General features: G+C 73.9%; 22 protein-coding genes and 1 riboswitch. Of the genes, 5 read left to right on the top strand and 17 right to left on the bottom strand.

Annotation, left to right across the window (positions count from 1 at the left end; all coding sequences use genetic code 11):
* Positions 1-5: 5 nt before the first annotated feature.
* Positions 6-86, bottom strand: a riboswitch (ZMP/ZTP riboswitch).
* Positions 87-341: 255 nt separating this feature from the next.
* The gene (locus DK419_RS01640) at positions 342-3,413 is read left to right on the top strand and encodes a glycosyltransferase (protein WP_162561113.1); all 3,072 of its coding nucleotides are present in this window, start codon (positions 342-344) and stop codon (positions 3,411-3,413) included.
* A 26-nt stretch (positions 3,414-3,439) separates the two neighbouring features.
* Here DK419_RS01640 and DK419_RS01635 read toward each other — a convergent pair whose 3' ends face one another.
* The 3 genes from DK419_RS01635 to DK419_RS01625 all read right to left on the bottom strand — a co-directional run bounded on the left by DK419_RS01635 (position 3,440) and on the right by DK419_RS01625 (position 4,725).
* Positions 3,440-3,676: a hypothetical protein gene (locus DK419_RS01635; protein WP_109957558.1), complete on the bottom strand. Its 237-nt coding sequence runs from the start codon at positions 3,674-3,676 to the stop codon at positions 3,440-3,442.
* Positions 3,677-3,895: 219 nt separating this feature from the next.
* Complete coding sequence (locus tag DK419_RS01630; protein WP_109962056.1) at positions 3,896-4,441, bottom strand: sigma-70 family RNA polymerase sigma factor; 546 nt, start codon at positions 4,439-4,441, stop codon at positions 3,896-3,898.
* A gap of 8 nt (positions 4,442-4,449) precedes the next feature.
* Entirely contained in the window at positions 4,450-4,725 is a 276-nt protein-coding gene (locus tag DK419_RS01625) for a NepR family anti-sigma factor (RefSeq protein WP_109957557.1), read from the bottom strand.
* A 385-nt stretch (positions 4,726-5,110) separates the two neighbouring features.
* Here DK419_RS01625 and DK419_RS01620 point away from each other — a divergent pair, with 385 nt between their 5' ends.
* Positions 5,111-5,395 (top strand): hypothetical protein, encoded by a 285-nt coding sequence (locus tag DK419_RS01620; RefSeq protein ID WP_109957556.1) that lies wholly within the window; start codon positions 5,111-5,113, stop codon positions 5,393-5,395.
* A 71-nt stretch (positions 5,396-5,466) separates the two neighbouring features.
* Here the strand turns inward: DK419_RS01620 and DK419_RS01615 are convergent, their stop codons facing one another.
* The 4 genes from DK419_RS01615 to adh form a co-directional block, all read right to left on the bottom strand.
* Positions 5,467-6,702, bottom strand: coding sequence for a molybdopterin molybdotransferase MoeA (locus tag DK419_RS01615; protein WP_109957555.1), 1,236 nt, complete (start codon positions 6,700-6,702; stop codon positions 5,467-5,469).
* Entirely contained in the window at positions 6,699-7,193 is a 495-nt protein-coding gene (gene moaC / locus DK419_RS01610; protein WP_109957554.1) for a cyclic pyranopterin monophosphate synthase MoaC, read from the bottom strand. The genes DK419_RS01615 and moaC overlap by 4 nt, the downstream gene beginning before the upstream one ends.
* 61 nt (positions 7,194-7,254) lie before the next feature.
* Positions 7,255-7,620 carry a DUF779 domain-containing protein gene (locus DK419_RS01605; protein ID WP_109957553.1) on the bottom strand — a complete coding sequence of 122 codons (366 nt, stop codon included), beginning with the start codon at positions 7,618-7,620 and terminating at the stop codon, positions 7,255-7,257.
* A 129-nt stretch (positions 7,621-7,749) separates the two neighbouring features.
* Positions 7,750-9,273 (bottom strand): aldehyde dehydrogenase, encoded by a 1,524-nt coding sequence (adh, locus tag DK419_RS01600; protein WP_109957552.1) that lies wholly within the window; start codon positions 9,271-9,273, stop codon positions 7,750-7,752.
* 273 nt (positions 9,274-9,546) lie between these two features.
* Here adh and DK419_RS01595 point away from each other — a divergent pair, with 273 nt between their 5' ends.
* Entirely contained in the window at positions 9,547-11,457 is a 1,911-nt protein-coding gene (locus DK419_RS01595; protein WP_109957551.1) for a sigma-54-dependent Fis family transcriptional regulator, read from the top strand.
* 147 nt (positions 11,458-11,604) lie between these two features.
* Positions 11,605-12,390, top strand: a complete 786-nt coding sequence (locus DK419_RS01590; protein ID WP_162561112.1) for a hypothetical protein — start codon at positions 11,605-11,607, stop codon at positions 12,388-12,390.
* Between the two features lie 240 nt (positions 12,391-12,630).
* Here DK419_RS01590 and DK419_RS01585 read toward each other — a convergent pair whose 3' ends face one another.
* From DK419_RS01585 to DK419_RS01540, 10 genes are all read right to left on the bottom strand, one after another.
* Entirely contained in the window at positions 12,631-14,166 is a 1,536-nt protein-coding gene (locus DK419_RS01585) for a DUF2252 domain-containing protein (protein WP_109957549.1), read from the bottom strand.
* 111 nt (positions 14,167-14,277) lie between these two features.
* A complete protein-coding gene (locus tag DK419_RS01580; RefSeq protein WP_109957548.1) occupies positions 14,278-17,571 on the bottom strand; it encodes a DEAD/DEAH box helicase in 3,294 nt (1,097 codons plus the stop codon).
* Between the two features lie 176 nt (positions 17,572-17,747).
* The gene (locus DK419_RS01575) at positions 17,748-18,950 is read right to left on the bottom strand and encodes a DUF1501 domain-containing protein (RefSeq protein WP_109957547.1); all 1,203 of its coding nucleotides are present in this window, start codon (positions 18,948-18,950) and stop codon (positions 17,748-17,750) included.
* Between the two features lie 20 nt (positions 18,951-18,970).
* Positions 18,971-20,350, bottom strand: coding sequence for a DUF1800 domain-containing protein (locus tag DK419_RS01570; protein ID WP_109957546.1), 1,380 nt, complete (start codon positions 20,348-20,350; stop codon positions 18,971-18,973).
* A gap of 459 nt (positions 20,351-20,809) precedes the next feature.
* Complete coding sequence (locus DK419_RS01565; protein ID WP_109957545.1) at positions 20,810-21,226, bottom strand: CsbD family protein; 417 nt, start codon at positions 21,224-21,226, stop codon at positions 20,810-20,812.
* Between the two features lie 76 nt (positions 21,227-21,302).
* Positions 21,303-21,506 (bottom strand): CsbD family protein, encoded by a 204-nt coding sequence (locus tag DK419_RS01560; RefSeq protein WP_109957544.1) that lies wholly within the window; start codon positions 21,504-21,506, stop codon positions 21,303-21,305.
* Positions 21,507-21,572: 66 nt separating this feature from the next.
* Positions 21,573-22,487 carry a PhnA-like protein gene (locus DK419_RS01555; protein WP_109957543.1) on the bottom strand — a complete coding sequence of 305 codons (915 nt, stop codon included), beginning with the start codon at positions 22,485-22,487 and terminating at the stop codon, positions 21,573-21,575.
* A 195-nt stretch (positions 22,488-22,682) separates the two neighbouring features.
* On the bottom strand, positions 22,683-23,063 hold the full coding sequence (locus tag DK419_RS01550) for a CsbD family protein (RefSeq protein ID WP_109957542.1): 381 nt from the start codon (positions 23,061-23,063) through the stop codon (positions 22,683-22,685).
* 76 nt (positions 23,064-23,139) lie between these two features.
* On the bottom strand, positions 23,140-23,298 hold the full coding sequence (locus tag DK419_RS01545; protein WP_109957541.1) for a CsbD family protein: 159 nt from the start codon (positions 23,296-23,298) through the stop codon (positions 23,140-23,142).
* A 95-nt stretch (positions 23,299-23,393) separates the two neighbouring features.
* The gene (locus DK419_RS01540; RefSeq protein ID WP_109957540.1) at positions 23,394-24,854 is read right to left on the bottom strand and encodes a helix-turn-helix transcriptional regulator; all 1,461 of its coding nucleotides are present in this window, start codon (positions 24,852-24,854) and stop codon (positions 23,394-23,396) included.
* A gap of 261 nt (positions 24,855-25,115) precedes the next feature.
* Here DK419_RS01540 and DK419_RS01535 point away from each other — a divergent pair, with 261 nt between their 5' ends.
* Positions 25,116-25,802, top strand: a complete 687-nt coding sequence (locus tag DK419_RS01535; RefSeq protein ID WP_245442787.1) for a sigma-70 family RNA polymerase sigma factor — start codon at positions 25,116-25,118, stop codon at positions 25,800-25,802.
* Positions 25,803-25,849: the final 47 nt, after the last annotated feature.

Below are 25,849 nucleotides of genomic sequence, written 5' to 3'. Positions count from 1 at the left end.
TTGCAGGAGGATGCCCAGACGCGCGGCGATGTCCGCTCGCGCTCCCCGATGGTTGCCCATCTCCAGCGTCAGTCACGCGAGGTCGTCGGATCCTACCGCCATGGCTCCCGCACGGAAAGCCCCGGCTGAGATCCCGGCGCTCGAGGACACCAGCACAGGCGTCGCCGGACGCCTCCGACCGGATCCGCGCGACCGTCCCGGTTGCCGCCACCGGTTTCTGCGGACGGCACGGAACAGTGTGACGCCGCGGCAGTTCGCACACGGCCGTGGTCTCGGTTAGAGGAGATCGACGGCCCCGGTTCCGTGCCGGCGGCTCCCTCCTGTGTGCGGTCTATAGCGACGTGACGATCCTGAAACGCGCGCGGCGCCTCGCGGAGACGGGGCGCCAGTGGTTCGTGCCTCCGCCCGGCCCGGTCGCCTGGACCCGGGCCTACAATTGCGGAATCCTGGTCGCCCTCAACCCGGAGGCCGATCCGGACGCGGTCGAGCTGGCCCTGGCGCGGGGCTCCGAGCGTGAGCACGCGCTGCCGGTCGACCGCCGCTTCGTCGAGGACGGCACCGCCTACCTGCACGCCGCCCTCGATCCGGCGCTCCTCGCTGGTCCGGCGACGCTGCGCCTGACGGTGACCGAGCCGGGCCGCGCCGACCAGCAGCGGATCGCGGTCGGGCCGGGATGCCACGCGGTCCACCTCGACGGCGTCGTCGGCGGCGTGCTGACGGGCTGGGTCTCGTCCTTGTCCGCCGAGCCGCTGCCGGCCGTGCACCTCGTCGTCGACGGGCTCGAGGGCGAGCCGGTCCGGCCCGGGCTCTACCGTCCGGAGCTGCGCTTCGGCGGGCGCGAGGGCGGCTGGAACGGCTTTCGCCTGAGCCTGCCGGCCTGGGCCCTCGACGGGCGGCCCCACGGCATCGCGGTGCGGGCCGGCGACACCGTGGCGGATCTCGGCGCCTACGCCCCGCGGCTGCGCTCCAGCCTCCACGTCGAGGCCCCGAGCCGCGTCACCGGCTGGGTCTTCGACGCCGCCGGGCCCGACAGGCCGAGCACCGTGCGGGCGGTGCGCGACGGCGAGGAGGTGGCGCAGGTCGAGACCCACCCGCGGGCCGACCTGCTGGAGCTGTTCGGCCGCCACTCGGCCGCCTTCGCCTTCCCGCCCGGCGCGCTCACGCCCGGCACCGACCTCGCGGTCGGCCCCGTCGGGGCCGGCGAGGTCATCGGCCACCTGCGCGGCACCATCGAGCTCGCCCGGGCGGAGGCGCGGGCGCTCCTCCTGCCCAACGACCCGGCGGCGACGCGCGACGAGCGCCTGGCCCTGCGCGAGCGCCTCGTCGCGGCGATCCGGCCCGGGGGCGGCGCGCGCCTCGTCCTCGCCGAGCCGGCGGCGCCCGAGCCGGTGCCGGAGAGCGGCCGCACGCCGCCCCCGGCCTGCGCGATCGTGCCGGTCTATAACGGCCTGTCCGACCTCGAGGCCTGCCTCGCTTCGCTGCTGCCGCAGCTCGCCCCCGGGCGGATGCGCGCCCTGGTGATCGACGATGCCTCGCCCGATCCGGCGGTCACCCGCGCCCTCGACGACCTCGCGGCCGCGGGGCATCCGGCCCTGACGGTGCTGCGCAACCGCGAGAATCTCGGCTTCATCGGCACGGTCAACGGCGGCCTCGCCCTGCTCGAGCCCGGCGAGGACTGCGTCCTCGTCAACGCCGACACGGTGCTGGCGCCCCGGGCGCTGGAGAAGCTCGCCCGCGCCTGCCACCGCCGCCCCGGCATCGCCAGCGCCACGCCGCTCTCGAACAACGCCACCATCCTGGGCTTCCCGGGCATGCCGGAGGCGCAAGGGCCGCTCCTCGGGCTGCCCCCCGCGGCGATCGACGCCGCCCTCGAGGCGGCAGGGTTCGGCGCCGTCACGATCCCGACGGGGGTCGGCTTCTGCCTCTACCTGAACCGGCAGGCCCTCGACGAGGTCGGGGCGCTCTCGCCGGAATGGGGCCGGGGCTATTGCGAGGAGGTCGATTGGTGCCTCAAGGCCCGCGACCTCGGCTGGATCCACGTCGCGGCCACCGATGCTTACGTCGAGCACGAGGGCTCGGTGTCGTTCGGGAAGTCGGAGCGGCTGGCGATCCTGGAGCGCAACCACGACCGCCTCCTCGCCCTCTACCCCGAGTATCAGGACGAGGTCGACGCCTTCATCGCCGCCGACCCGCTGCGCCCGCTGCGGACCGCCGTCCTCGGCACCCTGCTCGCCGAGCGCGTCCGCCGCCTGACCCTCCATGTCGGCCACGGCTTCGGCGGCGGCGCGGGGCGGTACATCGACCAGGTCTCCGGCCTCGCCCGGGCGGGTGACCACGAGATCGGGTCCCTGGCGCCGACGGGTCGGGGCCCGGCCAGGCGCCTGATCCTCGCCCTCCACGCCGCCGCGGCGAGCGTCACCCTGCGGCCCGACGAGCTGCTCGGGCTCCTCGAGGCGCTCGAGGCGCGCGGCGTCGCCGTCGATCTCCACCTCAACGCGCGCATCGGCTACGACGCGGCCCTCCTCGACCGGCTGTTCTCGGGCCGCTGGCCCTACGCGGTCACGCTGCACGACTACCAGTGGTACTGCCCGAAGGTTCATCTGGTCGACGGACGCAACTTCTACTGCGAGGAGCCGCCGGCCGACATCTGCCGCCAGTGCACGGTGAGCGGCGTCGCCTACGACTACGCCGACCAGAACGCCCTGATGGGCGGCGGCCTCGACGGCTGGCTCGCGACGAACGAGCGCATCCTGCGCGGGGCCCGGCGCCTCGTGGCGCCCTCCCGCGACACCGCCGAGCGCTATGCCCGCCGCCTCGGCCTGACCGGCATCGCGGTGGTGCCGCATCCCGACGCGGCGCCCGGCCCCATCGCCGAGCGCGCGCGCCGGCCGCGCACCGGCGCCGTGCGGGTCGCCCTCGTCGGCGGCATCGGCGCTCACAAGGGGTTCGAGCTCGTGGTGGCGCTCGCCGAGCGCGCGGCACGGGAGCGTCGCCCGATCGCCTTCACGGTGATCGGCTCCGTCGCCGACCTCACGCGGGTCGAGGGCCTCGGCACCCTCGCGGTGACGGGCTCCTACCGGCCGGAGGAACTGCCGCACCTCCTCGCCGATGTCGACCCCGACTACGTGTTCCTGTCGAGCGTCTGGCCCGAGACCTACTCCTACGTCCTGTCGGAGGTGTGGGCGGCGGGCTACAAGGTGGTCGCCCTCGATGCGGGCGCCCCGGCCGAGCGCATCCGTGCCCAGGGCGGCGGCCTGCTGCTGCCGTTCACCCGCGACACCGCGATCCTGCTCGACGCCCTGGTCGAGGCCCGCTCCCGGCTCGCGGAGGTCGCGATCCCGTCCCTGCCGGCCGAGGCGCCGAGCCTGGCGGCCTACGAAGCGGCGATCGCGGCGGAGGGATCGGACCTCTGAGGCGCGGCGTCAGGCGGGGCGGAGCCTCACGCGCTCAGACGCCTCTCCGGAAAGGGATCGGCGGCGAGGACGGTCCGGGCCATGGCCTCGTTCTCGGCGTCGAGGATCGCCTGGGCGATCCGGCTGACGAGGTCGCAGCTCGCCGCATCGAGCGCCGCATCGTTTCCCGTCCGCGCCGCCGCGGCGAGCGCGGAGCCCTCGTGCATCACGATGGCGCGGGCGATGCGGATCGCGTCCGCGACGGCTTCGTAGGGGCGGGGCATCGAGACCAACTCCACGGATGCAGGTGGCGCGGCGGAACTGCCGCTGGGTCGTCGAAACCGTGCAGCCCGGGAAACTGTTCCGGGATGCGGCGTTCCGGCCCGCGCCGGGGCCGGCGCGGGCGTCCCCGCCCGACGGCGGACGGCCGGTCATGGGGAGCCCCGATCGCGCAGGACCCATCAGGGATGACCCATCATGGATGACCGATCATGGATGACTGATCATGGATGACTCATGGCCGCCAGCGTCGCGCCGTCGCTGCCGATGTCGTCGGGGCCGGTCATGCCGAGCAGCTCGACCAGGCGGCCGCGGGCCCGGCTGACCCGGCTCTTGATCGTGCCGACGGCGACGCCGCAGATCTCGGCCGCCTCCTCGTAGGTGAAGTTCTGGGCGCCCACCAGCACCAGCGCCTCGCGCTGGTTCGCCGGCAGGGTGCTCAGCGCCGCCTGGAAGGCCGAGAGCTCGACCCGCGCCTCCTGGTCCGGCAGGGCGGTGAGGCGCCCGGCCATCACCCCGTCGGCATCCTCGACCTCGCGCCGGCGCTTGCGCTGCTCGGAGTAGAACAGGTTGCGCAGGATGGTGAACAGCCAGGCATAGAGGTTGGTGCCGGGGGTGAAGCTGTCGGCCTTGGTCCAGGCCCGCACCAGGGTCTCCTGCACGAGGTCGTCGCTGCGGTCGAAGTCGCGGGTCAGCGAGAACGCGAAGGCGCGCAGGGCCGGGATCGAGCCGAGCAGCAGCGCGCGCATCTCGGGATCGACGGGTTTCATCGCGGGCGTCATCGGGCGTCCTCCTGGCCGGGGGCGGCCTCGGGGCTATCGGCCGGTCCGGCGGCGTTCGCGGGCGGGGGTCCCCCGTCGAGCCCGGCGATGAGCGCGGCGAAGCGGTCCGGCACCGGAGCGCTCAGCAGGTCGGCGTAATGGGCGCGCAGCGCCCGGCCGAGGCGGCGCCGGGTGCCGGCGTCGAGTTCGGCCCTCGGCGGCCCCGCGGGCCGCTCGCGGGATACCGGCTCCGGTCCGGCCGGAGCGTCGGTGTCGGTCTCGTCGTCGCGCATCGCCGCATGGCCTCGCGGCTGACGGGGCCGGGCCGCGGCGGACGGAATGCCTGCCGGAGCCGCGGGCGCCGATGGGAGCCGCCTCGTGCTTCGTTGGCGCCGCAATAAAGCCGTGGATTTTAATGCGATCTGAAAACGATATTCAGCGAACTTTAATCCAAGCTTGGCCTTGAGAGGCAAGCTCGTCTGCCCGCGGCCGGCATCTTGAACTTGGCGCTGCGGCAAGAATACGGCCAAGATCTGAGAAGCGCGGCGCGGCCCGCCGGCCCGACGGGTGCGACGCCGGCGCGGCGCGCATCCCCGCGCCTGTGTGACCTCTCCGCGCTTGTCCGGCGGCCCGGGACACCTACCCTAGGGCCTCAGCTTCTCCAGCGGGGATGACACCTTGAACCCGACGTCGCTTCGTGCGCCCGCCGCCACCGCGGCCTTCCTGACGCTTCTGGCCCTGACCTCCCTGGCGGCGACGCCGGCCCTCGCCCAGCGGGACGATCAGGGCCTCCAGATGAATTGTGCCGGCGACTACTTCAAGCTCTGCGCCGGGGCCGATCCGGACAGCCCGGAAGTGGAGCGCTGCTTCACGCGCAACCGCGCCAAGCTCTCGCCCCAGTGCCGGGCGGCGATCACCGCCTACGACCGCAAGACCGGCGGCAAGAATTCGTCGGACGACTGACCGGGGGCTCGCCGGACGCGTCGGCGAGGCATCGGGGGACCCGCCGGTCCCCCGGCCTCTGGGACTCAGGATCACAGCCCCCTGTCGAGCCGCAGGATGCGGCAGGGATCGCCGGCCAGGGCCGCCGGTGCGTGGGGCGCGCGGATCAGCAGCGCCTCGGAGCGGGCGAGCACCGAGAGCATCGAGGAATCCTGGCGCTCGGCCGGGTGGACCACGGGCAGCCGGTCCGGCGCGGTGTCGAGGGCGGCCCGCATGTAGTCCTGGCGCCCGTCATTGGCCGGCAGGTCGCGCCCGAGCAGGCCCGGCTCGCTGCGGTCGGCCCCGGCCTCCGGATCGCCCAGCAATGCCCGGATCAGCGGCTGGACGAAGAGCAGCCCGCACACCACCGACGAGACCGGGTTGCCCGGCAGTCCCAGCACCGCCATCGGGCCGAGACGGCCGTGCATCAGCGGCTTGCCCGGCCGGAGCGCGATGCGCCAGAAGCCGAGGTCGAGCCCCTGGCGCGTCAGCGCCGACTGCACGAGGTCGTGGTCGCCGACCGAGGCGCCCCCTAACGTCACCAGGAGGTCGGCGCGTTCGTCGCGGGCGCGGGTGATGGCGGCTTCGAGGTCGGCGAAGCTGTCGCCGGCGATGCCGAGATCGATCGCCTCGGCTCCGGCGCCCTCCGCCATCGCGGCGAGCGCCAGGCCGTTCGAGGCGACGATCTGGTCCCATTCGGCCGGCTCGCCCGGCCGCACCAGCTCGTCGCCGGTGGCGAGCACCGCGACCCGGGGACGGCGCCGGACGCGTAAGGACGGGTTCCCGCCCGCGGCGGCGAGCGCCACCCGCCAGCCGTCGAGGCGCTCGCCGGCCTGGAGCAGCCGGTCGCCCTCGCGGAAATCGAGGCCGCTGCCGCGGATGTGGCGCCCCGGCGGGTTGCCGGCCCTCGCCAGGACCGCGTCGCCGTCGCGCTCCGTGTCCTCCTGGATCACCACCGTGTCGGCGCCCGACGGCAGCGGCGCGCCGGTGAAGATGCGGATCGCCTCGCCCGGGCCCACCGGCCCGCGGGCGCCGTGGCCGGCGGCGCTGGTGGCGGTGACGATCAGGCGCACGGGGGCCTCCGGCGAGGCACCGGCGACGTCGGCGGCGCGCACGGCGTAGCCGTCCATCGCCGAGGTCGAGAAGGGCGGCTGGGTGCGCAGGGCCCGCACGTCCTCGGCGAGGGTGCGGCCGGCCGCTTCCGTGATGGCGACGGTCTCGGCCTCGACCGGGCTCGCGCCCGCCAGGATGCGCGCCAGCGCCTCGGAGACGGGGAGGAGCGCGCTCACGCGCCCATCTCCGACGAATCCGCCTGCCACACCCCCGAGCGCCCGCCGCTCTTGTGCAGCAGCCGCACGCCCTCGACCCGCATGCCCCGGTCGGCGGCTTTCACCATGTCGTAGACGGTCAGGCACGCGACCGAGACGGCGGTCAGCGCCTCCATCTCGACCCCGGTCGGGCCCTGCACCCGCACCTCCGCGGTGATCCGGATGCCGGGCAGGCCGTCGTCGGGCTCGCACTCGACGCGGACCTTCGTGAGGAGCAGCGGGTGGCAGAGCGGGATCAGCTCATGGGTGCGCTTGGCCGCCATGATGCCGGCGAGCCGCGCGGTGCCGAGCACGTCGCCCTTCTTGGCGTCGCCCTCGCGGATCAGCCGCAGGGTGTCGGGGTTCATCACCACCAGGCCCTCGGCGCGGGCGGCGCGGTCTGTCGCGGCCTTGTCGGTGACGTCGACCATGTTGGCGGCGCCGGCGGCGTCGAGATGGGTCAGGGTCGGCATGGCCTGGCTCCGGGAGGACTGCCCCGCGCTTAGCACGGGGCGAGCCGGCCCCGCCACGGCCTCACACCGTCAGGGCCGCGCTCTCGGCCGCGTCGAACACGCGCGAGCGCAAGAGGAAGCGCTGCCCCGAGCCGTTCTCCAGCGAGAACATGCCGCCGCGGCCAGGCACCACGTCGATGATGAGCTGGGTGTGCTTCCAGACCTCGTATTGCGGGCCGCTGATGTAGAACTCCGCCCCACCGATCGCGCCGAGACGCACGTCGCCGTCGCCGATGAGGAAGTCGCCGACGGGGTAGCACATCGGCGCCGAGCCGTCGCAGCAGCCCCCGGACTGGTGGAACAGGACCTCGCCGTGCGTGGCGCGCAAGCGCGCGATCAGGGCGAGGGCCGCCGGGGTGGCGGTGACGCGGGGTGGAGCTGCGCTCATGGGGGCGTCCTTTGGGGGGGAGACGCGGGTTTGTGAGGGAAACGACGCGGACAAGACCGGTGCAGGACCCCCTCTCCCGGCGATGCCGGGAGAGGGGAGACCTGCGCGTTCCTCGTTTTCCGGCTTTTTTCAGAAGAACCCGAGCTTCTTCGGCGAGTAGCTGACCAGCAGGTTCTTGGTCTGCTGGTAATGGTCGAGCATCATCTTGTGCGTCTCGCGGCCGATGCCGGACTGCTTGTAGCCGCCGAAGGCGGCGTGGGCCGGGTAGGCGTGGTAGCAGTTGGTCCAGACGCGGCCGGCCTGGATCGCCCGGCCGAAGCGGTAGGCGCGGCTGCCGTCGCGGGTCCACACGCCGGCGCCGAGGCCGTACAGGGTGTCGTTGGCGATCGAGAGCGCCTCGGCGTCGTCCTTGAAGGTCGTGACCGACAGGACCGGTCCGAAAATCTCCTCCTGGAAGATCCGCATCCGGTTGTGGCCGCGGAACACCGTCGGCTGCATGTAGTAGCCGCCGGCAAGCTCGCCCTCCTTGATGGCGCGGGCCCCGCCCGTCAGGCACTCGGCGCCCTCCTGGCGGCCGATATCGACGTAGCTGAGGATCTTCTCGAGTTGCTCCGACGAGGCCTGGGCGCCGATCATCGTGGCGGGATCGAGCGGCGAGCCCTGGGTGATCGCTTCCACCCGCGCGATCGCCCGCTCCATGAAGCGGTCGTAGATCGATTCGTGCACCAGCGCCCGGCTCGGGCAGGTGCAGACCTCGCCCTGGTTGAGGGCGAACATGGTGAAGCCCTCGAGCGCCTTGTCGAGGAAGTCGTCGTCCTCGGCCGCCACGTCCGAGAAGAAGATGTTCGGCGACTTGCCGCCGAGCTCCAGCGTCACCGGGATCAGGTTCTGCGAGGCGTACTGCATGATCAGCCGCCCGGTCGTCGTCTCGCCGGTGAAGGCGATCTTGGCGATCCGCGGAGAGGAGGCGAGCGGCTTGCCGGCCTCCAGCCCGAAGCCGTTGACGATGTTGAGGACGCCCGGCGGCAGGAGGTCGCCGACGAGTTCGGCGAGCAGCAGAACCGAGGCCGGGGTCTGCTCGGCGGGCTTCAAGACCACGCAATTGCCGGCGGCGAGCGCGGGGGCGAGCTTCCAGACCGCCATCAGGATCGGGAAGTTCCACGGGATGATCTGGCCGACGACGCCGAGCGGCTCGTGGAAGTGATACGCCACGGTGTCGTGGTCGATCTCGGAGAGCGAGCCCTCCTGCGCCCGGACGCAGCCGGCGAAGTACCGAAAGTGGTCGATGGCGAGCGGGATGTCGGCGTGGGTCGTCTCGCGGATCGGCTTGCCGTTGTCCCAGGTCTCAGCGAGCGCGATCAGGTCGAGGTTGTCCTCCATCCGGTCGGCGATCCTGAGCAGGATCCGGGCGCGCTCGGCCGGCGCGGTGCGGCCCCAGGCCTCCTTGGCGGCGTGGGCGGCATCGAGCGCCCGCTCGATGTCCTGCGCGTCCGAGCGGGCGACCTCGCAGATCACGCCGCCGGTGATCGGCGAGGTGTTCTCGAAGTAGCGGCCGGCCACCGGCGCCACCCACCGGCCGCCGATGAAGTTGTCGTAGCGGCCTGAGAACGGCGACTTCGTCCTGGCCTCGGCGAAGAGTTCCGGCTTGTTCATGCGTTCCTCCCACTCGTCCCGTTCGCGGGACGTGGCGGGACCTCTCCCGGCAGCGGGCGTGCCAGCCGGGCGCGGGCCGTCGGCCCGGCCCCGCCGTGACGCGGCAAGCCGTTGATCGAACTCGCGTTTCGCGGGCTGGTCGCCGCGACCTTCGACCAAACTCCGACCCTGTCCGGCCGGCACGGTGCTGGATCGGGCGCGCGACACCTGCGACACTTGTCGCAAACAGCGACAGGCCGCCCGGCCGGGCGGCGAGACGGGAGGAGGCCGCGCATGCAGAGCCGCGTGACGACGCCCCGCACCCTGCTGGCCGCCCGGCGGCAGGCCTTCGGGCCGGGAGCGGCGGAGCCGCCGCCGCCGATCCTGCGCTCCTGGGAGCGCTGCGCGGCTCTGGGGCTCGATTTCGGGCAGCGACCCCGGGTCGAGCCGCTGACGGCGGCCGCGATGCGCGAGGCCTTCGACCGCAACGAGGTCCTGCGCCAGCGCTGCCGGCCGGAGATCGAGGCGCTGCACGGCGAGGCGCGGGCGACCGGGAGCCTGGTGATCCTCACCGACGCCGACGGCCTGATCCTCGACACCCTCGGCAGCGACGCGTTCGCGGGCCGCGCGGCGCAGGTGTCGTTGCGCCCCGGCGTGCCCTGGAACGAGAGCCTGACCGGCACCAACGCCATCGGCACGGCGCTGATCGAGCGCCGCCCGGTCGAGGTGCGGGGACCTGAGCACTATTTCGAGCCGCACCGGATCCTGAGCTGCGCGGCGATGCCGATCCTCGGTCCGGACGGCACGGTGCTGGGCGTCCTCGACCTGACCGGACCGGCGGCGATCCACCAGGGCCACGCCCTCGGCCTCGTCGGGCTCGCGGTCGCGGCGATCGAGCACCGCCTGTTCGAGGCGGTGCCGCCGGGCTGCGAGGTGCTGCGGCTCCACCGCGACGTGAACCTCCTCGGTACGTCCCGCGAGGGGGTGCTGGTCTTCGAGGGACGGCGCCTCGTCGGCGCCAACCGGCACGGTCTGGCGCTCCTCGGGCTGTCGTGGAGCGACCTCGGCGCCGAGCACGCCGCCGGCCATGGCGGCAGCCTCGCGCCGGGACCGCTCTCCTTGCGGGACGAAGCCGGCGCGCCGCTCTACGGCCGCCTCCAGAATGCGCCGGCGACGGTGCGGCGCCGGCTGCCGGTCGAGCCGGGGAGGCCGGATCTCCCGGAGCCCGTGGCGGCGATCCCCGTCGCGCCGAGACGCGAGGCGCCGATCCTCGATGCCGCCACCGAGAAGCTCCTCGCCCGCGCCGTGCGGCTGATCGATGCCGGGATCCCGGTGGTGGTCGAGGGCGAGACCGGCACCGGCAAGGAGGTCTTCGCCCGCGCCGCCCACGTGGCCTGCGCGCGCGCGCAAAGACCCTTCGTGGCGGTGAACTGCGCGGCGCTGCCCGAGACGCTGATCGAGGCCGAATTGTTCGGCTACGAGCCCGGCGCGTTCACGGGCGCGGCCCGCCACGGCGCCAAGGGCCTGCTGCGCCAGGCGGAGGGCGGCCTGCTCTTCCTCGACGAGATCGGCGACATGCCGCTGTCCCTGCAATCGCGCCTGCTGCGGGCGCTGCAGGAGCGCGAGGTGCTGCCCGTCGGCGGCACCCGCCCGGTCCCGGTCGATTTCGCGCTGATCTGCGCCACCCACCGCGACCTGTCCCGCATGGTCGAGGACGGCGCCTTCCGGGCCGACCTGTTCTACCGCATCGCCCCCTACCGGGTGCGCCTGCCGACCTTGCGCGAGCGGCCGGACCGCCTCGCCCTGGTGCGGGGCCTGTGGGCCCGGACCGATGCCCCGGCGCGCGGCGTGAGCCTGTCGCCGCCCTGCGAGGCGGCGCTCGCCGAGGCGTCCTGGCCCGGCAACCTGCGCCAGCTCGCCGCCTGCCTGAGGGCGCTCGCGGCCCTCGCCGAGCCCGGCGAGGTGCTGGGGCCGGAGGATCTGCCCGAGGGGCTGGCCGCGCGCCCCGCGCCTGCCCCGGCGGCTCGCCCTGCGCCCGCCGCCGGCCGCCTCGACGCCCTCGCCGAGGAGGCGATGCGGGCGGCGCTCGCCGCCCATGGCGGCAATGTCAGCCGGGCGGCGAGGAGCCTCGGGATCAGCCGGAGCACGCTGTATCGGCGCTGCCTGGGGGAGCGGGCGGGGGCGTCGTCCGGCGGCACGCGATAAAGGCGGGAACCCGATTCGCTTGATCGCGCGGGGGGGCTCTCGACCCCTCGCGAGCTTCCGGGATACCGACGTTCCGGCATCCAGCGGCGCGGGTTATCGGCACGGTGCCCGGTGGTCTCGTCGCGCGCCTGTTGTAAGATCGGAGCCATGCCCGGAATTTTCGATTGGCTCGGCAACCGAAGGTCGTCCGAACGGAATCGCCATCGCGTCGTCGCGCGTTCCGATATGGCCACCGGGGAGGCGTCAAGCGATCCCTACGCCCTTCTCTCGGCTCGGCTCGGCGACTACCCACCCGACACGCCGCTTCATCGCGGTGATCCCAGGGGGCTGACGCCGGAGCAACGCGCCGAGAACCTGGTCCAGTTCCGCGCCCGCGACGCGGACCGGATTGCCGTTCTCGTCGCGCGGCTCGCCCGGGAAGGGCTCGACGGTGCGGCCGTGCTGAGCGGCGGCGAAGCGGCGCTGACCGAGGGCCGACGGATCGACGCGTGGCTCGCCGGCTGGATCCCCAAGCGCCGCTTCGATCCCGTACGGGGCGATGTCGAGGTCAATCCACCGCTCGCCCGCTGGTTCGCGAGCGACCGCGCAGGTGCAGACCTCGTGCTCAGCTTCGTGTCGGATCTGGCACGGCTCAACGCCGCGGCCATCGCTGCGGCCGATCCGCTGTTCTCTTGGGCTGTCGTAGAGGATGCGCTCGACGCTGCGACCACCGCCGACCCGGTCGACAATCCCCACGGGGAGCCGAGCGACCGCCGTTACCATCTCTGTCTTGTCAGAGACGCTTACGACGGCTCGGCGCCGGTCATTCTCGACGTGCCGCGCGCGGTGCTCGACCTGGTTCACGGGCGCATGTCGCCCATCGGCCTTCCGATGTCGACGGCGTTCCCGGTTTGGCTGCAAGCGATCCGGTCGGGCGCTTACGCGTGGCAGTGAGCGGGTCGCTCCGCCGTCGGGCGATCGACACGCCCCTTTGGGGGCAAGACCCTTGGAAGCAAGACCCTTGGAAGCAAGACCCTTGGAAGCAAGACCCTTGGGGCAACACACGATGTGCCTATGTCGCGCTCGGGCCGGACCAGTCGCCAGTGATCTGAACGTCCGGTTGAAGCCGCACCGCGAAGTCCGCTCCCCAACCCCAAGCGGACATCGAAGCGATGGAGCGGTTCGAACTTCCAGCTAGAGCTCGGGATCCTCCGCCGCCTCCAGCCGCCCGGAGGCGATGGCGTCGAGGAACAACCGGTGGTCCTCGGCATTCCGGTCGCCGTAGGCCCGTGCCCAGTCGGCGATCGCCTCGCGCAGGTCGGCGTGGCGGTCGCGGCCGCAATAGCCGGCGATGGCGGCGGCGTCGCCGGTGCGGGCGTGGGCTCGCGCCAGCAGCGCGCCGTAGGCCCAGGAGAAGTAGACCAGCGGCTGCCCGCGCATGCAGCCGACCGGGATCTCGCCCTTCATGTTCTTCATCTGGCGGACGTAGAACGGGCGGTCGTCGATGGTGGTCCAGCCGAGCAGCGGGTCGCCGACCGCCTGGAGCAGGCGCTGGCCGTAGATCACCCGCTCGCCCTCGTGCGAGGCGTAGGGCTCGGGCATGCCGGCGACGTAGGGCGCGTGGGCGGGGCGCACCGCCTCCTTGACCTGGAGGAAGAGCACGTCCTGGTCCGAGTTGCCGCAGAGCAGCGCGACGTAGGCCCGCGTGCCGACGCTGCCGACGCCCACGACCCGGTGGGCGACGTCGACGACGTGGTAGCGGTTCAGCATGAACCGGCGCTCCGGCGGCAGGGTCTCGGCGTAGCGCTCGAGCCCGGCGGTCACCGCCTCGCGGGTCTCGTCGTCGACCCAGGTCAGGATCGGCGGCTCCTGGCGGAAGCGCCAGCCGCCGTCGACCCGGCGCTCGCCGATCCGGGCGAGCAGGCTCTTGTTGTGGCGCTTGCGCGCCTTCTCGACCGCGCGCTCGACCACCTCGCGCGATTCGTCGTCGATCGCGATGCCGCTGATATCGAGCTCTTCCGCCCGCGCCGCCCGGTGCCAGACGTCGAGGGAGCCCTGCGGGGCCAGCTCCGTCATGGTGTGCTGGTAGCCGTGGGCCGCCGCGATCACCGCCTCGCGCCGCTCGGCCGGCGGCACGTCGAGGTCGCGCGAGGCGACCTCGATGCTGGCGCAGAGCCGCTTCAGGTCCCACTCCCAGGGGCCGATCGTCACCTCGTCGAAGTCGTTGAGGTCGAGCACGATGTCGCGCTGGGGGGTGCCGAACAGGCCGAAATTCGAGATGTGGGCGTCGCCGTTCATCACCACGTCGATGCCGCTCGTCGGCGTGCGGGCGAGGTCCCAGGCCATCACGGTGGCGGCCCCGCGCAGGAAGGCGAAGGGCGAGCTCGCCATCCGGGCGACGCGCAAGGGGATGAGGCGGGCCTGGCGCCCGCCTTGCGCCTCCTCGATCAGCCGCACCGGGTCGGGCCGGTCCTCCGGCACCGGGACCGGGCCGTGGCTGTCGTGCGGAACCTTCGCCCGCAGGCACTTGCCGGCGGCGCGGCGCTTCTCCCACGGCTCGCCGGGGGTGCGCAGGTCGATGTGGGGGAAATCGGCCAGGGGCTCGAGCACGATGTCCTCGGCCGGTTCCTGCACCCGCTCGCAGGTTTCGGCCACGCTCTCGTCGGCGACGGCCTCCGGCAGGTCGGACGGGGGCAGGTCGGACGAGGAGATGTCGTGCTGTCGGTCCATCGGCACTGCTCGCGGGCGGCCCCTCGCTCCCGGGGTCCGGGATTCAACCTTGACCGTGGGCGATCGTTCCGGCCGCGGGGATGAAACCTGCGGACCGGAACGTGTCGTCACTCAGCCCTGGTGGTCGCGGGCCTCCTGGACCCTGTGCAGGAACTCCGCCGCCGCCTCGGCCCGCCGGTCCGGATCGTCGCAGGGGCGGCGCAGGATCAGCCGCCCGTCGCGGGCAGTCACCTCGTCGGAGAGCGGCATCGCCGCGGGCGCGCAGCCGGGCCGGAAGTCGATCGCCAGGCCCTGCGGGCCGCCGGTGAGGCGGGCGATGCCGAGGGTCAGGCACGCGACCCGCAGATGGGCCAGCGCGAACAGCGCGCGTACGCCGGCGGGCGGCGGCCCGAAGCGGTCCTCGACCTCGCCGCGCAGGGCCTCGACCTCCTCGGCCGCGCCGAGGCGCAGGAGCCGGGTGTAGAGGCTCAAGCGCACCTCGGGCTCGGGCACGTAATCCTCCGGCACGTCGCCGGCGAGGCCGAGATTGATCTCCGGCGCCCAATCCTCCGCCGGCTCGCCCTTGGCGGCGCGCAGCGCGAGCTGCAGCAGGTGCTGGTAGAGGCCCAGCCCGATCAGCTTGACGTGGCCGGCCTGGTTCTCGCCGACGAGGTCGCCGGCGCCGCGCAGGTCGAGGTCGCGGGCGCTGATGGCGAAGCCCGCGCCGAGGCGGTCGAGGGCTTCGAGCGTCCGCAGGCGCTTCTCGGCCGCCGGGGGCAGCGCGCGGTCGGGCCGGGTCAGCAGGTAGGTCACGCCGCGGCGCTGGCCGCGCCCGACCCGGCCGCGGAGCTGGTGCAGCTGGGCGAGGCCGAAGCGCTCGGCGTCGTGGACCAGCATCGTGTTGGCCCGCGGCACGTCGAGCCCGCTCTCGATGATCGAGGTGGCGAGCAGCACGTCGCCCTCGCCGTCGGCGAAGCGCACCATGATCTCGTCGAGTTCGGCCGGCTTCATCTCGCCGTGGGCGACGACGGTCGCGAGTTCCGGCACGAGCTGCCGAAGGCGCTCGGCCATCGGGCCGATCTCCTCGATGCGCGGGCAGACGACGAAGCTCTGCCCGCCGCGGCCCTTCTCGCGCATCAGCGCGGCCCGCAGCGTGTCGTCGTGCAGCGGCGTCAGGAGGGTGCGGATCGGCTGGCGCACCGCCGGCGGCGTCGCGATGACGCTGAGCGACTTGAGGCCGACGAGCGCCGATTGCAGCGTGCGGGGGATCGGCGTTGCGGTCAGCGTCAGCACGTGGGCGTCGCCGGCCATGCTCCGCAGGCGCTCCTTCAGGGCGGCGCCGAAGCGCTGCTCCTCGTCGATCACCACGAGGCCGAGATCGGCGAAGGCGACGCCGCGCCCGGCGAGCGCGTGGGTGCCGACGACGAGGCGGATCGAGCCGTCGGCGAGGCCCCGGCGCACGCGCTTGGCCTCCGCCGCGCCTTCGAGGCGCGAGAGCTGCGCCACCCCGATGCCGAAGCGGGAGAAGCGCCGCTCGAAGGTGCGCAGGTGCTGGCGCACCAGCACGGTGGTCGGCGCCACCACCGCCACCTGCTTTCCGGCGAGCAGCGCCGCGGCGGCGGCGCGGAGCGCCACCTCGGTCTTGCCGAAGCCGACATCGCCGCAGACCAGCCGGTCCATCGGCCGCTCGCCGGCGAGGTCGGCCAGCGCCCCGTCGACGGCCTTCGCCTGGTCGGGGGTGAGGGGAAAGCCGAAGCCGGCGCCGAAGCGCTCCATCTCGCGCTCCGGCGGCACCAGGGCGGGCGCCTTCGCCTCGCGGCGCTCCTCGGCGGCGGCCAGCATCGCCCGGGCGGCCCGCGCCAGCCCGGCCTCGGTGGTCAGGCGCCGCTTCGCCCAGGTCCCGCCCTCGAGCTTGTCGAGGGCGACGGCCTCCTCCTCGGAGCCGTAGCGCCAGATCCGGTCGGCCTGGGCCACCGGCACCATCAGGGTCGCGTCGCCGGCGAAACGCAGGCGCAGGGCCTCGGTGCCGCCGCCGTCGCCGGTGCCGATGCGCTCCAGCCCCTCGAACACGCACAGGCCGTGGTCGCGGTCGACCGCGACGTCGCCGACCCGGAGGTCGACCTCGCCCATCGGCAGGATCACCGGCTGGCCGGCGCTCGCCTTCACCGAGGTGCCGCCATGGACGTCGGGCGCGGCGATCACCGTGGCGGCGAGGTCGGGCACCCGGAAGCCGGCATCGAGGGGGGCGGCGAGCGCCACGATCTCGCCGGGCGCGGCGGCGGCGGCCTCGAACCAGTCGGCGACGGGGCGCACGCCCCGCTCCGCCGCCCGCGCGGCCTGGCGAGACAGGCGCTTGAGGGCGGTGGCGTCGCCGGCGAGCACCACCCGCTCGCCGGCCTTCAGGCGCTCGCGCAGGTAGGCCGAGAAGGCCGGGCCCGGCCGACGCTCGCGCACGAAGGCCGGCACCGCGAGCGCGTCGGCCTGCGCGTCGCTCGCCTGCGCCACCTCGCGGGCCTCGCGGGTCTTCGTCCACTCGGCGGCGGAGAGGTAGAGCGGCGCCGCCTTGCCGCGCTGTCCCACCTCGCTCGTCTGCCCCTCGGCGATCTGCTCGAAGAAGGCGTCGGCGCGGGCCTCGGCCCCGGCCTCGACCACCAGGCGGGCCTGCGGCACGTAGTCGAGCACCGTGGCGAGCTTGCCGTAGAGGGTGGGCAGCCCGTGCTCCTGGCCGGTGAAGGGCCGCAGGCGCAACGGCGAATCGGGAGCGAGGATGACCTCGGTCGCCGGATCGACCACCAGCGTCTCGACCTCGTCGAGGGAGCGCTGCGAGACCGGATCGTAGCTGCGGATCGCGGTGACCCGGCCTCCTTCGTGCTCGATCCGGCACGGCCGGGGGGCGGCGGCCGGGAAGACGTCGATGGTGCGGCCGCGCACCGCGACCTCGCCCGGCTCGTCGACCCGGTCGTCGAGGATGTAGCCGAGGCGCTGCAGCTCCGCCGTCAGGCGGCCGGGATCGAGGGCGTCGCCGGCCGCGATCTCGACCCGGGCGTCGGCCCAGGTCTCAGGCGGCGGCACGCGCTGGATCAGGGCCGGCGCGGTGGTGAGCACGATGTCGGGCAGGTGGTCGGCATCGGTGAGCCAGCGCAGCACGCCGGCCCGCGCCCCCATCGTCCCGCGGGAGGGCGAGGCGCGGTCGAAGGGCAGGCAGTCCCATTCCGGGTAGATCGCGACGCCGAGGCCGGGCGCCAGCCCGCGCAGGATCGCCGCGAGCTCCTCCAGCCGGCGGGTGTCGCGGGCGACGTGGAAGAGGGGCCGGCTCCGCTCGCGCAGGCCGAGCAGGGCCACCGCGAGGGCGCCGGGCGGCACCAGCGGCGCCACGCCCTCCTCAGGTCCCACCGTCGCGCGCTGCCTCGCCTTGCGCTTCGCCATCGGCTCCCGCTCCCGTTGTCTGCTGCGGGAAACGCTCCGGGGCTGCGGCGGGTCCGGGCCAAGGCTGTCGCATGCACAGGAAGGCTGTCGCATGCACAGGAAAGAGGCGGGGGCGTACCGGGGGGAGTCCGCCCGGCCTCGTCCCGGACGGCGCGCATGAGGACGGGCGGCGGCGCCTACGCCACCAGACCACCCATCGGCCGCACCCCCTCGCTGCCCGGGAAGACGCGGCCGGCGAGCACCGCCGGCGACAGGCCGAACAGGTCCCTCGCGAGCCCCTTGGCGACCGCCCGCACGTCGGTGGTGGGGGCGAGGTCGCGGCCCTCGCGCAGCTGCGCGGGGCCGAGGCCCGGCCAGTCGGCGAGGACCCGGCCGCCGCGCACGGCGCCGCCGAGGAGGAAGGCCACCGTGCCGGTGCCGTGGTCGGTGCCGGTGGTGCCGTTGACCCGGGCGGTGCGGCCGAACTCGGTGACGACCAGGATCGCGGTGTCGGACCAGCGCGGCGCCAGGATCTCGGCGAAGGCCGCGAAGACGCCGTCGAGCCCGCCGAGCAGCCCGGCGAGGCGGCCGGTGGCGCCGCCCTCGTTGGCGTGGGTGTCGAAGCCGTCGAGGGCGAGCGCGGCGATGCGCGGGCCGTCATCGGCCGCGATCAGCCGGGCCGCGCCCTCGGCGAGGCCGCGCAGGCCGCCCGAGCCCTTCGGCCCGCCCCCCGCCAGGGCATCGACGTCGAGGCCGCGGGCGAGCGCGGCGGCGAGCATCGGATCGCGGGCCTCGTAGAGGCCGAGCACCCGCCGGCCGAGCTCGTCGCTCGCCCGCGGCAGGCGCGGCGGCGCCCAGCCGAGGACGGGGGCCGGCCCGCGCAGGATCAGGGGCGGCACGACCCCGACCCCGAGGGCCGTGCGGGGCGGGATGCCCTCTCCGGCCGGCAGGGCGGCGACGAGGCGGTTGAGCCAGCCGCTGGCGGTGTGGCCGGGGCCGGGCTGGCCGCTCTCGAGCACGTCCTGCCCGTCGAAGTGGGAGCGCTCGCGGTAGCCCGTGGCGGCGGCGTGAACGACGAGGGCCTGGCGGGCGGCGTAGAGCCGGGCGAAGGTCGGGAGCGACGGATGCAGGGCGAAGAAGCCGTCGAGGGGGAGGGCCGCTCCGGACCCGTCGCGGGCCAGCGCGATGCCGGGCCGCAGGTCCGCGTAGGCCGGGTCGCCGAGCGGCGCCACCGCCGAGAGCCCGTCGAGGGCGCCGCGCAGGATCACCACGACGAGGCGGGCGTCGCGGGCGCCGGGCGCCGCGGTGGCGGTGCGGGGAATGGCGCCCCAGGCGAAGAGCGCGCCGGCGGTGCCGAGGATCGCCCGGCGGCTCGGATGGGAGTCGCAGTGGTCGGCCATGGATCCTACCTCACGGGGTCTCACCGACGCTGGAATTCCGGCGCCATCAGGACGAGGGCGATCCCCTGCGCCCGGCTCTCCGCCCGGCGCAGGGCAGTGCGGGTCTCGTCGCTCGCGAGCGGCCCGAGCACCGCGTCGGCGAGAGCCGTCGGATCGGTGCCGGCGGCGAGCTGGCCCGCCCGGGCGGCGAGGTCGAGCCTGGCGTGCAACCCCTCCGGCGAGGCCCAGGCCCCGGCCTCGTCCGGGTAGCCGTTCGGCGCCGGAGCCGCCCAGAACGGCTGGCCGAGGCTCGCGAGCCCCGCCATCGCCGTCCTGGGATCGGGGGCGAGCGCCAGCCCGCGCAGGGCCGCGACCAGGAATTCCTGCGGCGAGCGCACCTTGCGCTGCACCGGGTCCCAGGCCTCCGGGGATTCGAGCAGCGTCAGCGCCAGGCGGGAGAGGTCGCCGTCCTGGTCGATGAAGGTCCGGCCCAGGCGCGCCACCAGGGCGGGGGGCGGGTCGTCGGCGACGAAGTGGCGGGCGAAGCGCAGGGCGATGTGGCGGGCGGTCGCCGGATGGGCCGCCAGGTCGTCGAGCGCCATGCGCAGCTGCCCGGGCCCGACGTCGAGGTAGGTGCGGCCCATCAGCGTCACGGCGCCGGGCTCGTGGGCGCCGCGGCGGAAGGTGGTCGAGCCCGGCAGGCCCTCGGCGTTGCCGTCGCGCTGCAGCGACCAGCCGGTGAGGATGCGGGCGAGCGCCGTCACGTCGGCCTGGGTGTAGCCCCCGTCGGCCCCCAGGGTGTGCAGCTCGAGGAGTTCGCGGCCGAGATTCTCGTTGAGGCCCCGGTCGGGTCCCTTGCCCTTGCGCAGGCCCGCCGGCGAGTTCGGGCCGACCGACGCGACGTTGTCGAGGTAGATCAGCATCGCCGGATGGGTGGCGGCGGCGAGCAGCATGTCGCGGAAGCGGCCCAGAACGTGCGGGCGGACGGCCTCGCGCTCGAAGGCGCCGGCGCTGACCCGCAGCCGCGGCCCCCGCGCCACCGAGACCGTGAAGTGGTTGGCCCAGAACCAGACCAGGCGCTCGACGAAGCCGGTGGACGCGGCCTGCGCGAGCGCGAGGCGCGCCGCCACCTCGGCCCGATAGGTGCGCTCCGGCAGCGGCGGCGGCGGTGGCCCCTCCGGGATCGGCGCGTCCGAGGCGCCCTCCCGGGCGAGCTTGCGCGCCTGCTCCTCGGCCTGGAGCGCGGAGAGCAGCGTCGGCGTGGCGGCGAGGTCGGGGCCGCTCGGCAGGGGGACGGTGCCCGCCAGCACCTCGCGGCGAAGGATGTCCTCCACCGGCTCCCCCCGCGCGAGGTCGCCGGGACGGGCGCCGAGCCCGAACCGCCCGAGGGCGAGCGCCGTTCGACGCGGATCGACCGCCATGGCGCGCCCTCATCCCCCTGCCACCGGCCGCCATCACGCGCCGCACCGGCTTAACCGATGCTGAGCGGGGGATGACGGTTTCGTAACGTCCGGTGCGGGTACGGGGGTGCCGTGCGACGGCCGACGGGGCGGTCGTCCAAGTCCGGTTCGACCCGATCGATCAAAGGTAGAGCGTACTTCCCCCTCTCCGGGCGAGCCTGAGCTCGCCCGGAGAGGGGTCCCGCGCTTGAACTGCTATCGGAACCGAACAGGCGACGCTCCGCCGCCTTCTCGGGGCGGCCGGTGCCGGTGCATCGGCCCGGTAGAAGCCCCGGCTCGCGGAGCGCCGTCAGTAGGTCCGGCCGGGCCGGGGGCGGGAGCCGCGGCGGCTGAGGTAGGCGATCAGCCTCGGCAGCACGAACAGGGTGAAGATCTTGCGCAGCACGGCGTATCTCCTCTCGGGGGCGGTGTGGCCGGGGATCAGCGCCCTCGGCGGACGAGCCAGCCGGCCGCGAAGGCGAGGGCGGCGAGACCGACGACGGTTTTGGTGCGGTGCCCCTCGGCGTAACGCACGGCGCGCTGGCCGTAGGCCGTGCCGCGGCGATGCACCGCGCGGGCGGCGTGGCGCCCGTCCTCGACCAGCGCGCCGGCCCGCCCACGGGCCTGATGCGCGAAGTCCTCGGCCCGCTCGCGCGCCTCGTGGGCGAGGCGCCGGCCGTCGTCGACGAGATCCTCGGCCCGGTCCCGGGCGCTGCCGTAGGCGTATTGCGCCCCGCCGGCCGCCTGGTTGGCGGCGCCGCGGACCTGGCGCGCGGGGTCGCCGGTGAGGCCGCCGAGGGCGGTCTGCACGCGGCCCTTCAGGTGACGCGACGCGCCACGGAACTGGTCCCGGTTCATGCTGTCCTCCTGAGTCTCGGGAAACCGGTGCGGCGGGCGAGCCCCGCCGCACCGGGATGGATCGTCCCGGCGGCCCTTACTTGCGGCCGGTGATCGCGTCGGCGACGCCCTTCAGGCCGTCCTTGGCCTCGCCGACCGTGCGCTGGGCCTCGCCCTTGAGCTCCTGGGCCTTGCCCTCGACGACGAGCTGGTCGTTGCCGGTGACCTTGCCGACGCCCTGCTTGACGTTGCCGAGCGCCTCGTTGGCCAGGCCCTTCAGCTTGTCGGTGGTGCTGCTCATCGAACGCTCTCCTGAATCGGGGTCGGGATGGGGGGCTCCCGCCGCGGGGCGGGAGCCGGGATGCGGTCAGACGCGGCGGGTGGTGTCGTAGGCGCCGACGAGCTTCGGGGCGCCGAGGCGGCCGCCGAAGAAGGCGGCGGCGGCGCCGAGCAGCAGCGCGATTGCGGCGTAGAACGCTCCTTGCGTCGCGGCCGACTTGGCGGCGACCGCCGCGGCCTCGGCCTTCTGCTTGGCGGTGGCGACCGCCTGGTCGTACTGCTTCTGGTAGTCGTCGATCTGCGCCTTGGCCTGGTCGGGCGAGATGTTCTGAGCCTTGGCGAGCGCGTCGGCCGCGCGGGTCTTGGCCTGCTCCTTCTGGGCGGCGTCGCCGGTCAGCACGGCGCGCACCGCCGCCACCGCGGCGTCGCGGGCGGCCTGCGGGTCCTGGCCGGCGGCCTGCTGGCGCACCTTGTCCTCGATGCCCTCGAGCGGGTTCTGGACCTTCGACAGCGACGGGGCCGCGGCCTGGGCGGCGGTCTGCACCGTGCCGCCGACGAGGTTGCCGGCCCCGCCGAGCGCGCTCGAGACCGTGCTGAGCGTGCCGCCGACGAGGCCGCTCGCCGCCGAGGTGATCAGGTAGATCACCACCAGGGTCGTCACCGCCCAGGAGACGAGGCCGTGCAGGGCGGCCGCCCCCGGCAGCGGCTTGCCGGAGAGCCGGCCCGCGATGGCGCCGCCGACCAGCGAGGCGACGATGCCCGAGATCACGAACCACAGGCCCGCCCCCGTCGACACGGTCGAGGCGGCCGGGTTGTCGGCGGCGTTCACGCCCACCGACGAGAGGCCGACGCCGACGCCGACGAGGTTGAGGATCACCTGCGTCACGAGCGCCGTGACGGCGCCGGCGAAGATGGCGCCCCAGGAGACCTGGTTGAGCAGGACCGCGCGGGTATCGGCTTGCGCCGCGGTCGCCAGGGGGGAAACGGGGGTCTGGAGGGTCACGTCGTTACTCCGGGTCGTTCATGCAACTTGTGGCCGCGTGTCTCGGGCAGAGCATCTCGGGGCCGGACATCTCTGGGCAGAGCATCTCGGGGCAGAGCATCTCGGATCGGGCCTCCCGGGTCGGGACGGCACCGGACCCCGGCGCTCCCGCGCCCCGGGGCGCGATCTTCGTCCGCGACGCCGAGCGGCGCGAGGTCAATCGCGGTTGGCGTTGACGAGGAGGCCGAGGCCGAAGCCGACGAGGCCGGCGATCACCAGCGAGGCGACGGGGTACTCGGCGACCTGGTGGCTGACCTGGCGGGTGCCGCGGCGCAGGTAGTGGCTGCCGCGCTCGTAGGCGTCCTCGGCGTAGTCCTGGGCCTGATCCGCGGCGTGGCCGGCGTAGTCCTGGGCCCGATCGGCCACCTGACGGACGGTGTCCTTGGCCTGGCCGTAGGCGTTCTCCGCCGCGCCCTGCGCCTCGCGGAAGCGGCCCTCGGCCGAGTCGCGGTGCGAGCCGGTCAGGTCGCCGACGGCGCCCTGGATCTTGCCGCCGATCTCGCGGGCGGCGCCGGTGATGCGATCCGTGTCAACCATGTCGATTCTCCCTCTTCTTCGGGTGGGGTGGGGTGGGGCGGCGCCCCCGTGCGGGGAGGCCGGACGGCGTGTCGCGTCAGTCCCGGCGAGGCCCGGTCCCCTTCGGGGATCTCGCCTCGTCCTTCTGACGCCGGCCCTCGGACTCGATCCGGACGTCGCCGGTGAGCTTGCCGATGGCCTCCTTCACCGAGCCCTTGACGTGCTCGGTGGAAGTCGATGGCGCGCGCTTGGTCATGAGCACCTCGTGACGAGTGAGAAAACTCCGACCGCCGGGAAGATGTGCGTCCCGGACGCGCGTTCAATGGTAGGAAAATACCGGTAGATTGAACTTCAACTACCGGATGCCTGGAGCGGGAAACCGTGCTCGCGGCCCCACAGGATCACCTCCGTGCGGCGGTGCACGCCGAGCTTGCGGTAGAGCGCGGCGCCGTGATTGCGCACGGTGTTGCGCGACAGGCCGAGCTTGCGGGCGATGCCGTCGTCGTCGAGGCCCGAGCAGATCAGGTTCAGGATCTGCCGCTCCCGCAGCGTCAGGTCGGGCACCGCGGCGCCCGGCGCCTCGCGGCCGGGCCGGCGCAGGTTCGCGAGCTTCTCGATCAGGCCGCGGCTGAACCAGGAGGTGTCGGCCATCACCGTCTCGATCGCGTCGAACAGCTCGCGCTCGGTGTGCTTGCGCTCGGTGATGTCCTGCAGGACCGAAAGCACGAACTCGCCGTCGTTGATGGTGACGCGCTCGGCCGAGACCAGGCAGTCGAGGTCGGCGCCGTTCTCGTGGCGCAGGCACACCTCCAGCCCTAGCACGCAGCCGGTGCGCAGCAGCACGTCCTCGAAGCGCCGGCGCTGCTCGTCCGAGACCCACAGCCCGAACTCCGCCGGGGTGCGCCCAACCACCCGGTCCTCGCCGTGGCCGAAGACCCGGCCGAAGGCCTCGTTGATGCTGGTGACCTGGAAGTCCTCGGCGCGGGCGAGCATCGTCGGGACCGGGGTGAGGCGGAACGCCTTGGCGAAGCGCTCCTCGCTCTGGCGCAAAGCCGTCTCGGCCTTCCGGCGCAGCTCCAGGTCGGCGAAGGTGAACAGCATGCAGGGCTCGTCGCCCATCTCCATCGGCTGGCCGGCGACGATGACGAAGCGGCTGCCGCCGTCGGGGAGTTCGAGGCGCGCCTCCATCTGCGGGATCGTGCCGCCCTGGTCGAGCCGCGACACCGCGAGGTCGCGGTTGCGGGCGTTGGCCAGCACGTCGACCTCGTAGACGCTGCGGCCGATCACGGCGTCGCGGGTGTAGCCGGTCATCTCGAGGAAGCCGGCATTGACCTTGACGTGGCGCAGGTCGGAGAGGCGGGTGATCACGGCCGGCGCCGGGTTGGCGTTGAAGGTGCGCTCGAAGCGCTCCTCGGCCTCGAACTGGTCCGACACGTCCTTGAGGATCAGCGCCAGGCAGCTCGGCTTGCCCTCCCGGTCGGTGGCGACGAGGCTGCGCAGGGAGTGCACGAAGCCGACATCCGGCCTGTCGGTGCGCGTCACCTCGACCACCACGTCGTGGAAGCGCTCCCCGGCCACGACCCGCTCGATCGGGTAGCTCTCCGGGGCGCGGTGGTTGCGGTAGCGCAGGGCGAAGCGCTCGCGGTAGGCGTCGATCGTCGCGCCGATCTCGTCCAGGCTCTCGGCGCCGTGCATCGCCAGGGCGGCCTCGTTGGCGTAGGCGATGGTCTGGTCGGGCTCGACCAGGATCACCCCCTCGCTGAGGCCGGCGATGATCTGCCGGAGTTCGTGCCTGTCGACGCCCGCGGTCACGGCTCGCTCGATCCTTTCGCTCGGGGCCGCCGCCCTCGGCGGCCTTCGCGCTCGCCCCTCGGGCAGCGGAGCACAAACGGATCGCGCGCTATCGGGTTCCCGCCGGGCGGCGAGATTCACCGGTAAAATCGTATCATTGACGTAATTGGCGGCGACCAGAAATAAGTTGCATCGTCGTCCGGACGGCGACCTGCCGCACGGGACTAGGCCGTCGGGAGGTGCGGTCTAGTCCGACAGGGTGAAGTTCAAGAGCTCCTTCCCGTGCGAACAGACGACGAGCCGCGCCAGCCGGTCGCCGCATCGGACGCCGCCATCGCCCTGATGCAGTCGCATCTCGGCGGATTGCTGCGGGAGTACTACCCGGAGGTCGTCGACCTCGACGGCGGATCGCGCCTCGGCGAGGTTCTGGCACGCATCACCCGTGCCCTCGAGGTGGCGCAGGCCTCGCGCGAGGTCCCGGCGCGCTTCAAGGAGGAACTGCTCGACGCGGTGCCGCGCTTGCGCCGCTACGCCCAGTCGCTGACCCGGCACGGCGCCGATGCGGACGACCTCGTGCAGCACACGCTGCTCAAGGCCTGGGAGCACCGGCGCCAGTTCGTTGCCGGCACCAGCCTGTCGGCCTGGCTGTTCGCGATCCTGCGCAACGGCTTCTACAACGGTCGCCGCAAGCATCGCCTCGAGGTGCCCGACCCCGACGGCACCCATGCGGCGGGCCTGTCGAGCGCCGCCGAGCAGGAGCACAAGGCGACCTTGCGCGAACTGCAAGGCGCACTGGACCGGCTCGAGCCGGCGCAGCGCGAGGCGCTGGTGCTGGTCGCGGTCGAGGGCCTGACCTACGAGGCGGCCGCCGAGCTGCTCGGCTGCCCCGCCGGCACCGTGAAGAGCCGCGTCAGCCGGGCCCGCGACCGGCTGGCCCGGGACCTCGAGCCCGAATTCGGCGGGGCCTGACCGGCCCCGCCCTCCCGAACCGCCCTGGGGAGCGACGCGCTCCCGAG

The organism is Methylobacterium terrae (assembly GCF_003173755.1).
GTDB lineage: Bacteria > Pseudomonadota > Alphaproteobacteria > Rhizobiales > Beijerinckiaceae > Methylobacterium > Methylobacterium terrae.
This window is presented reverse-complemented; position numbering and strand designations above follow the sequence as displayed.

Coding starts and splice junctions, on each gene's coding strand:
- DK419_RS01550 (WP_109957542.1), bottom strand. CDS start 23,063: ATGGTTGACACGGATCGCATCACCGGCGCCGCCCGCGAGATCGGCGGC.
- DK419_RS01625 (WP_109957557.1), bottom strand. CDS start 4,725: ATGCGCGACGACGAGACCGACACCGACGCTCCGGCCGGACCGGAGCCG.
- DK419_RS01605 (WP_109957553.1), bottom strand. CDS start 7,620: ATGAGCGCAGCTCCACCCCGCGTCACCGCCACCCCGGCGGCCCTCGCC.
- DK419_RS01560 (WP_109957544.1), bottom strand. CDS start 21,506: ATGAGCAGCACCACCGACAAGCTGAAGGGCCTGGCCAACGAGGCGCTC.
- DK419_RS01595 (WP_109957551.1), top strand. CDS start 9,547: ATGCAGAGCCGCGTGACGACGCCCCGCACCCTGCTGGCCGCCCGGCGG.
- DK419_RS01565 (WP_109957545.1), bottom strand. CDS start 21,226: ATGAACCGGGACCAGTTCCGTGGCGCGTCGCGTCACCTGAAGGGCCGC.
- DK419_RS01635 (WP_109957558.1), bottom strand. CDS start 3,676: ATGCCCCGCCCCTACGAAGCCGTCGCGGACGCGATCCGCATCGCCCGC.
- DK419_RS01545 (WP_109957541.1), bottom strand. CDS start 23,298: ATGACCAAGCGCGCGCCATCGACTTCCACCGAGCACGTCAAGGGCTCG.
- adh (WP_109957552.1), bottom strand. CDS start 9,273: ATGAACAAGCCGGAACTCTTCGCCGAGGCCAGGACGAAGTCGCCGTTC.
- moaC (WP_109957554.1), bottom strand. CDS start 7,193: ATGCCGACCCTGACCCATCTCGACGCCGCCGGCGCCGCCAACATGGTC.
- DK419_RS01585 (WP_109957549.1), bottom strand. CDS start 14,166: ATGGACCGACAGCACGACATCTCCTCGTCCGACCTGCCCCCGTCCGAC.
- DK419_RS01570 (WP_109957546.1), bottom strand. CDS start 20,350: ATGGCGGTCGATCCGCGTCGAACGGCGCTCGCCCTCGGGCGGTTCGGG.
- DK419_RS01575 (WP_109957547.1), bottom strand. CDS start 18,950: ATGGCCGACCACTGCGACTCCCATCCGAGCCGCCGGGCGATCCTCGGC.
- DK419_RS01630 (WP_109962056.1), bottom strand. CDS start 4,441: ATGAAACCCGTCGATCCCGAGATGCGCGCGCTGCTGCTCGGCTCGATC.
- DK419_RS01590 (WP_162561112.1), top strand. CDS start 11,605: ATGCCCGGAATTTTCGATTGGCTCGGCAACCGAAGGTCGTCCGAACGG.
- DK419_RS01580 (WP_109957548.1), bottom strand. CDS start 17,571: ATGGCGAAGCGCAAGGCGAGGCAGCGCGCGACGGTGGGACCTGAGGAG.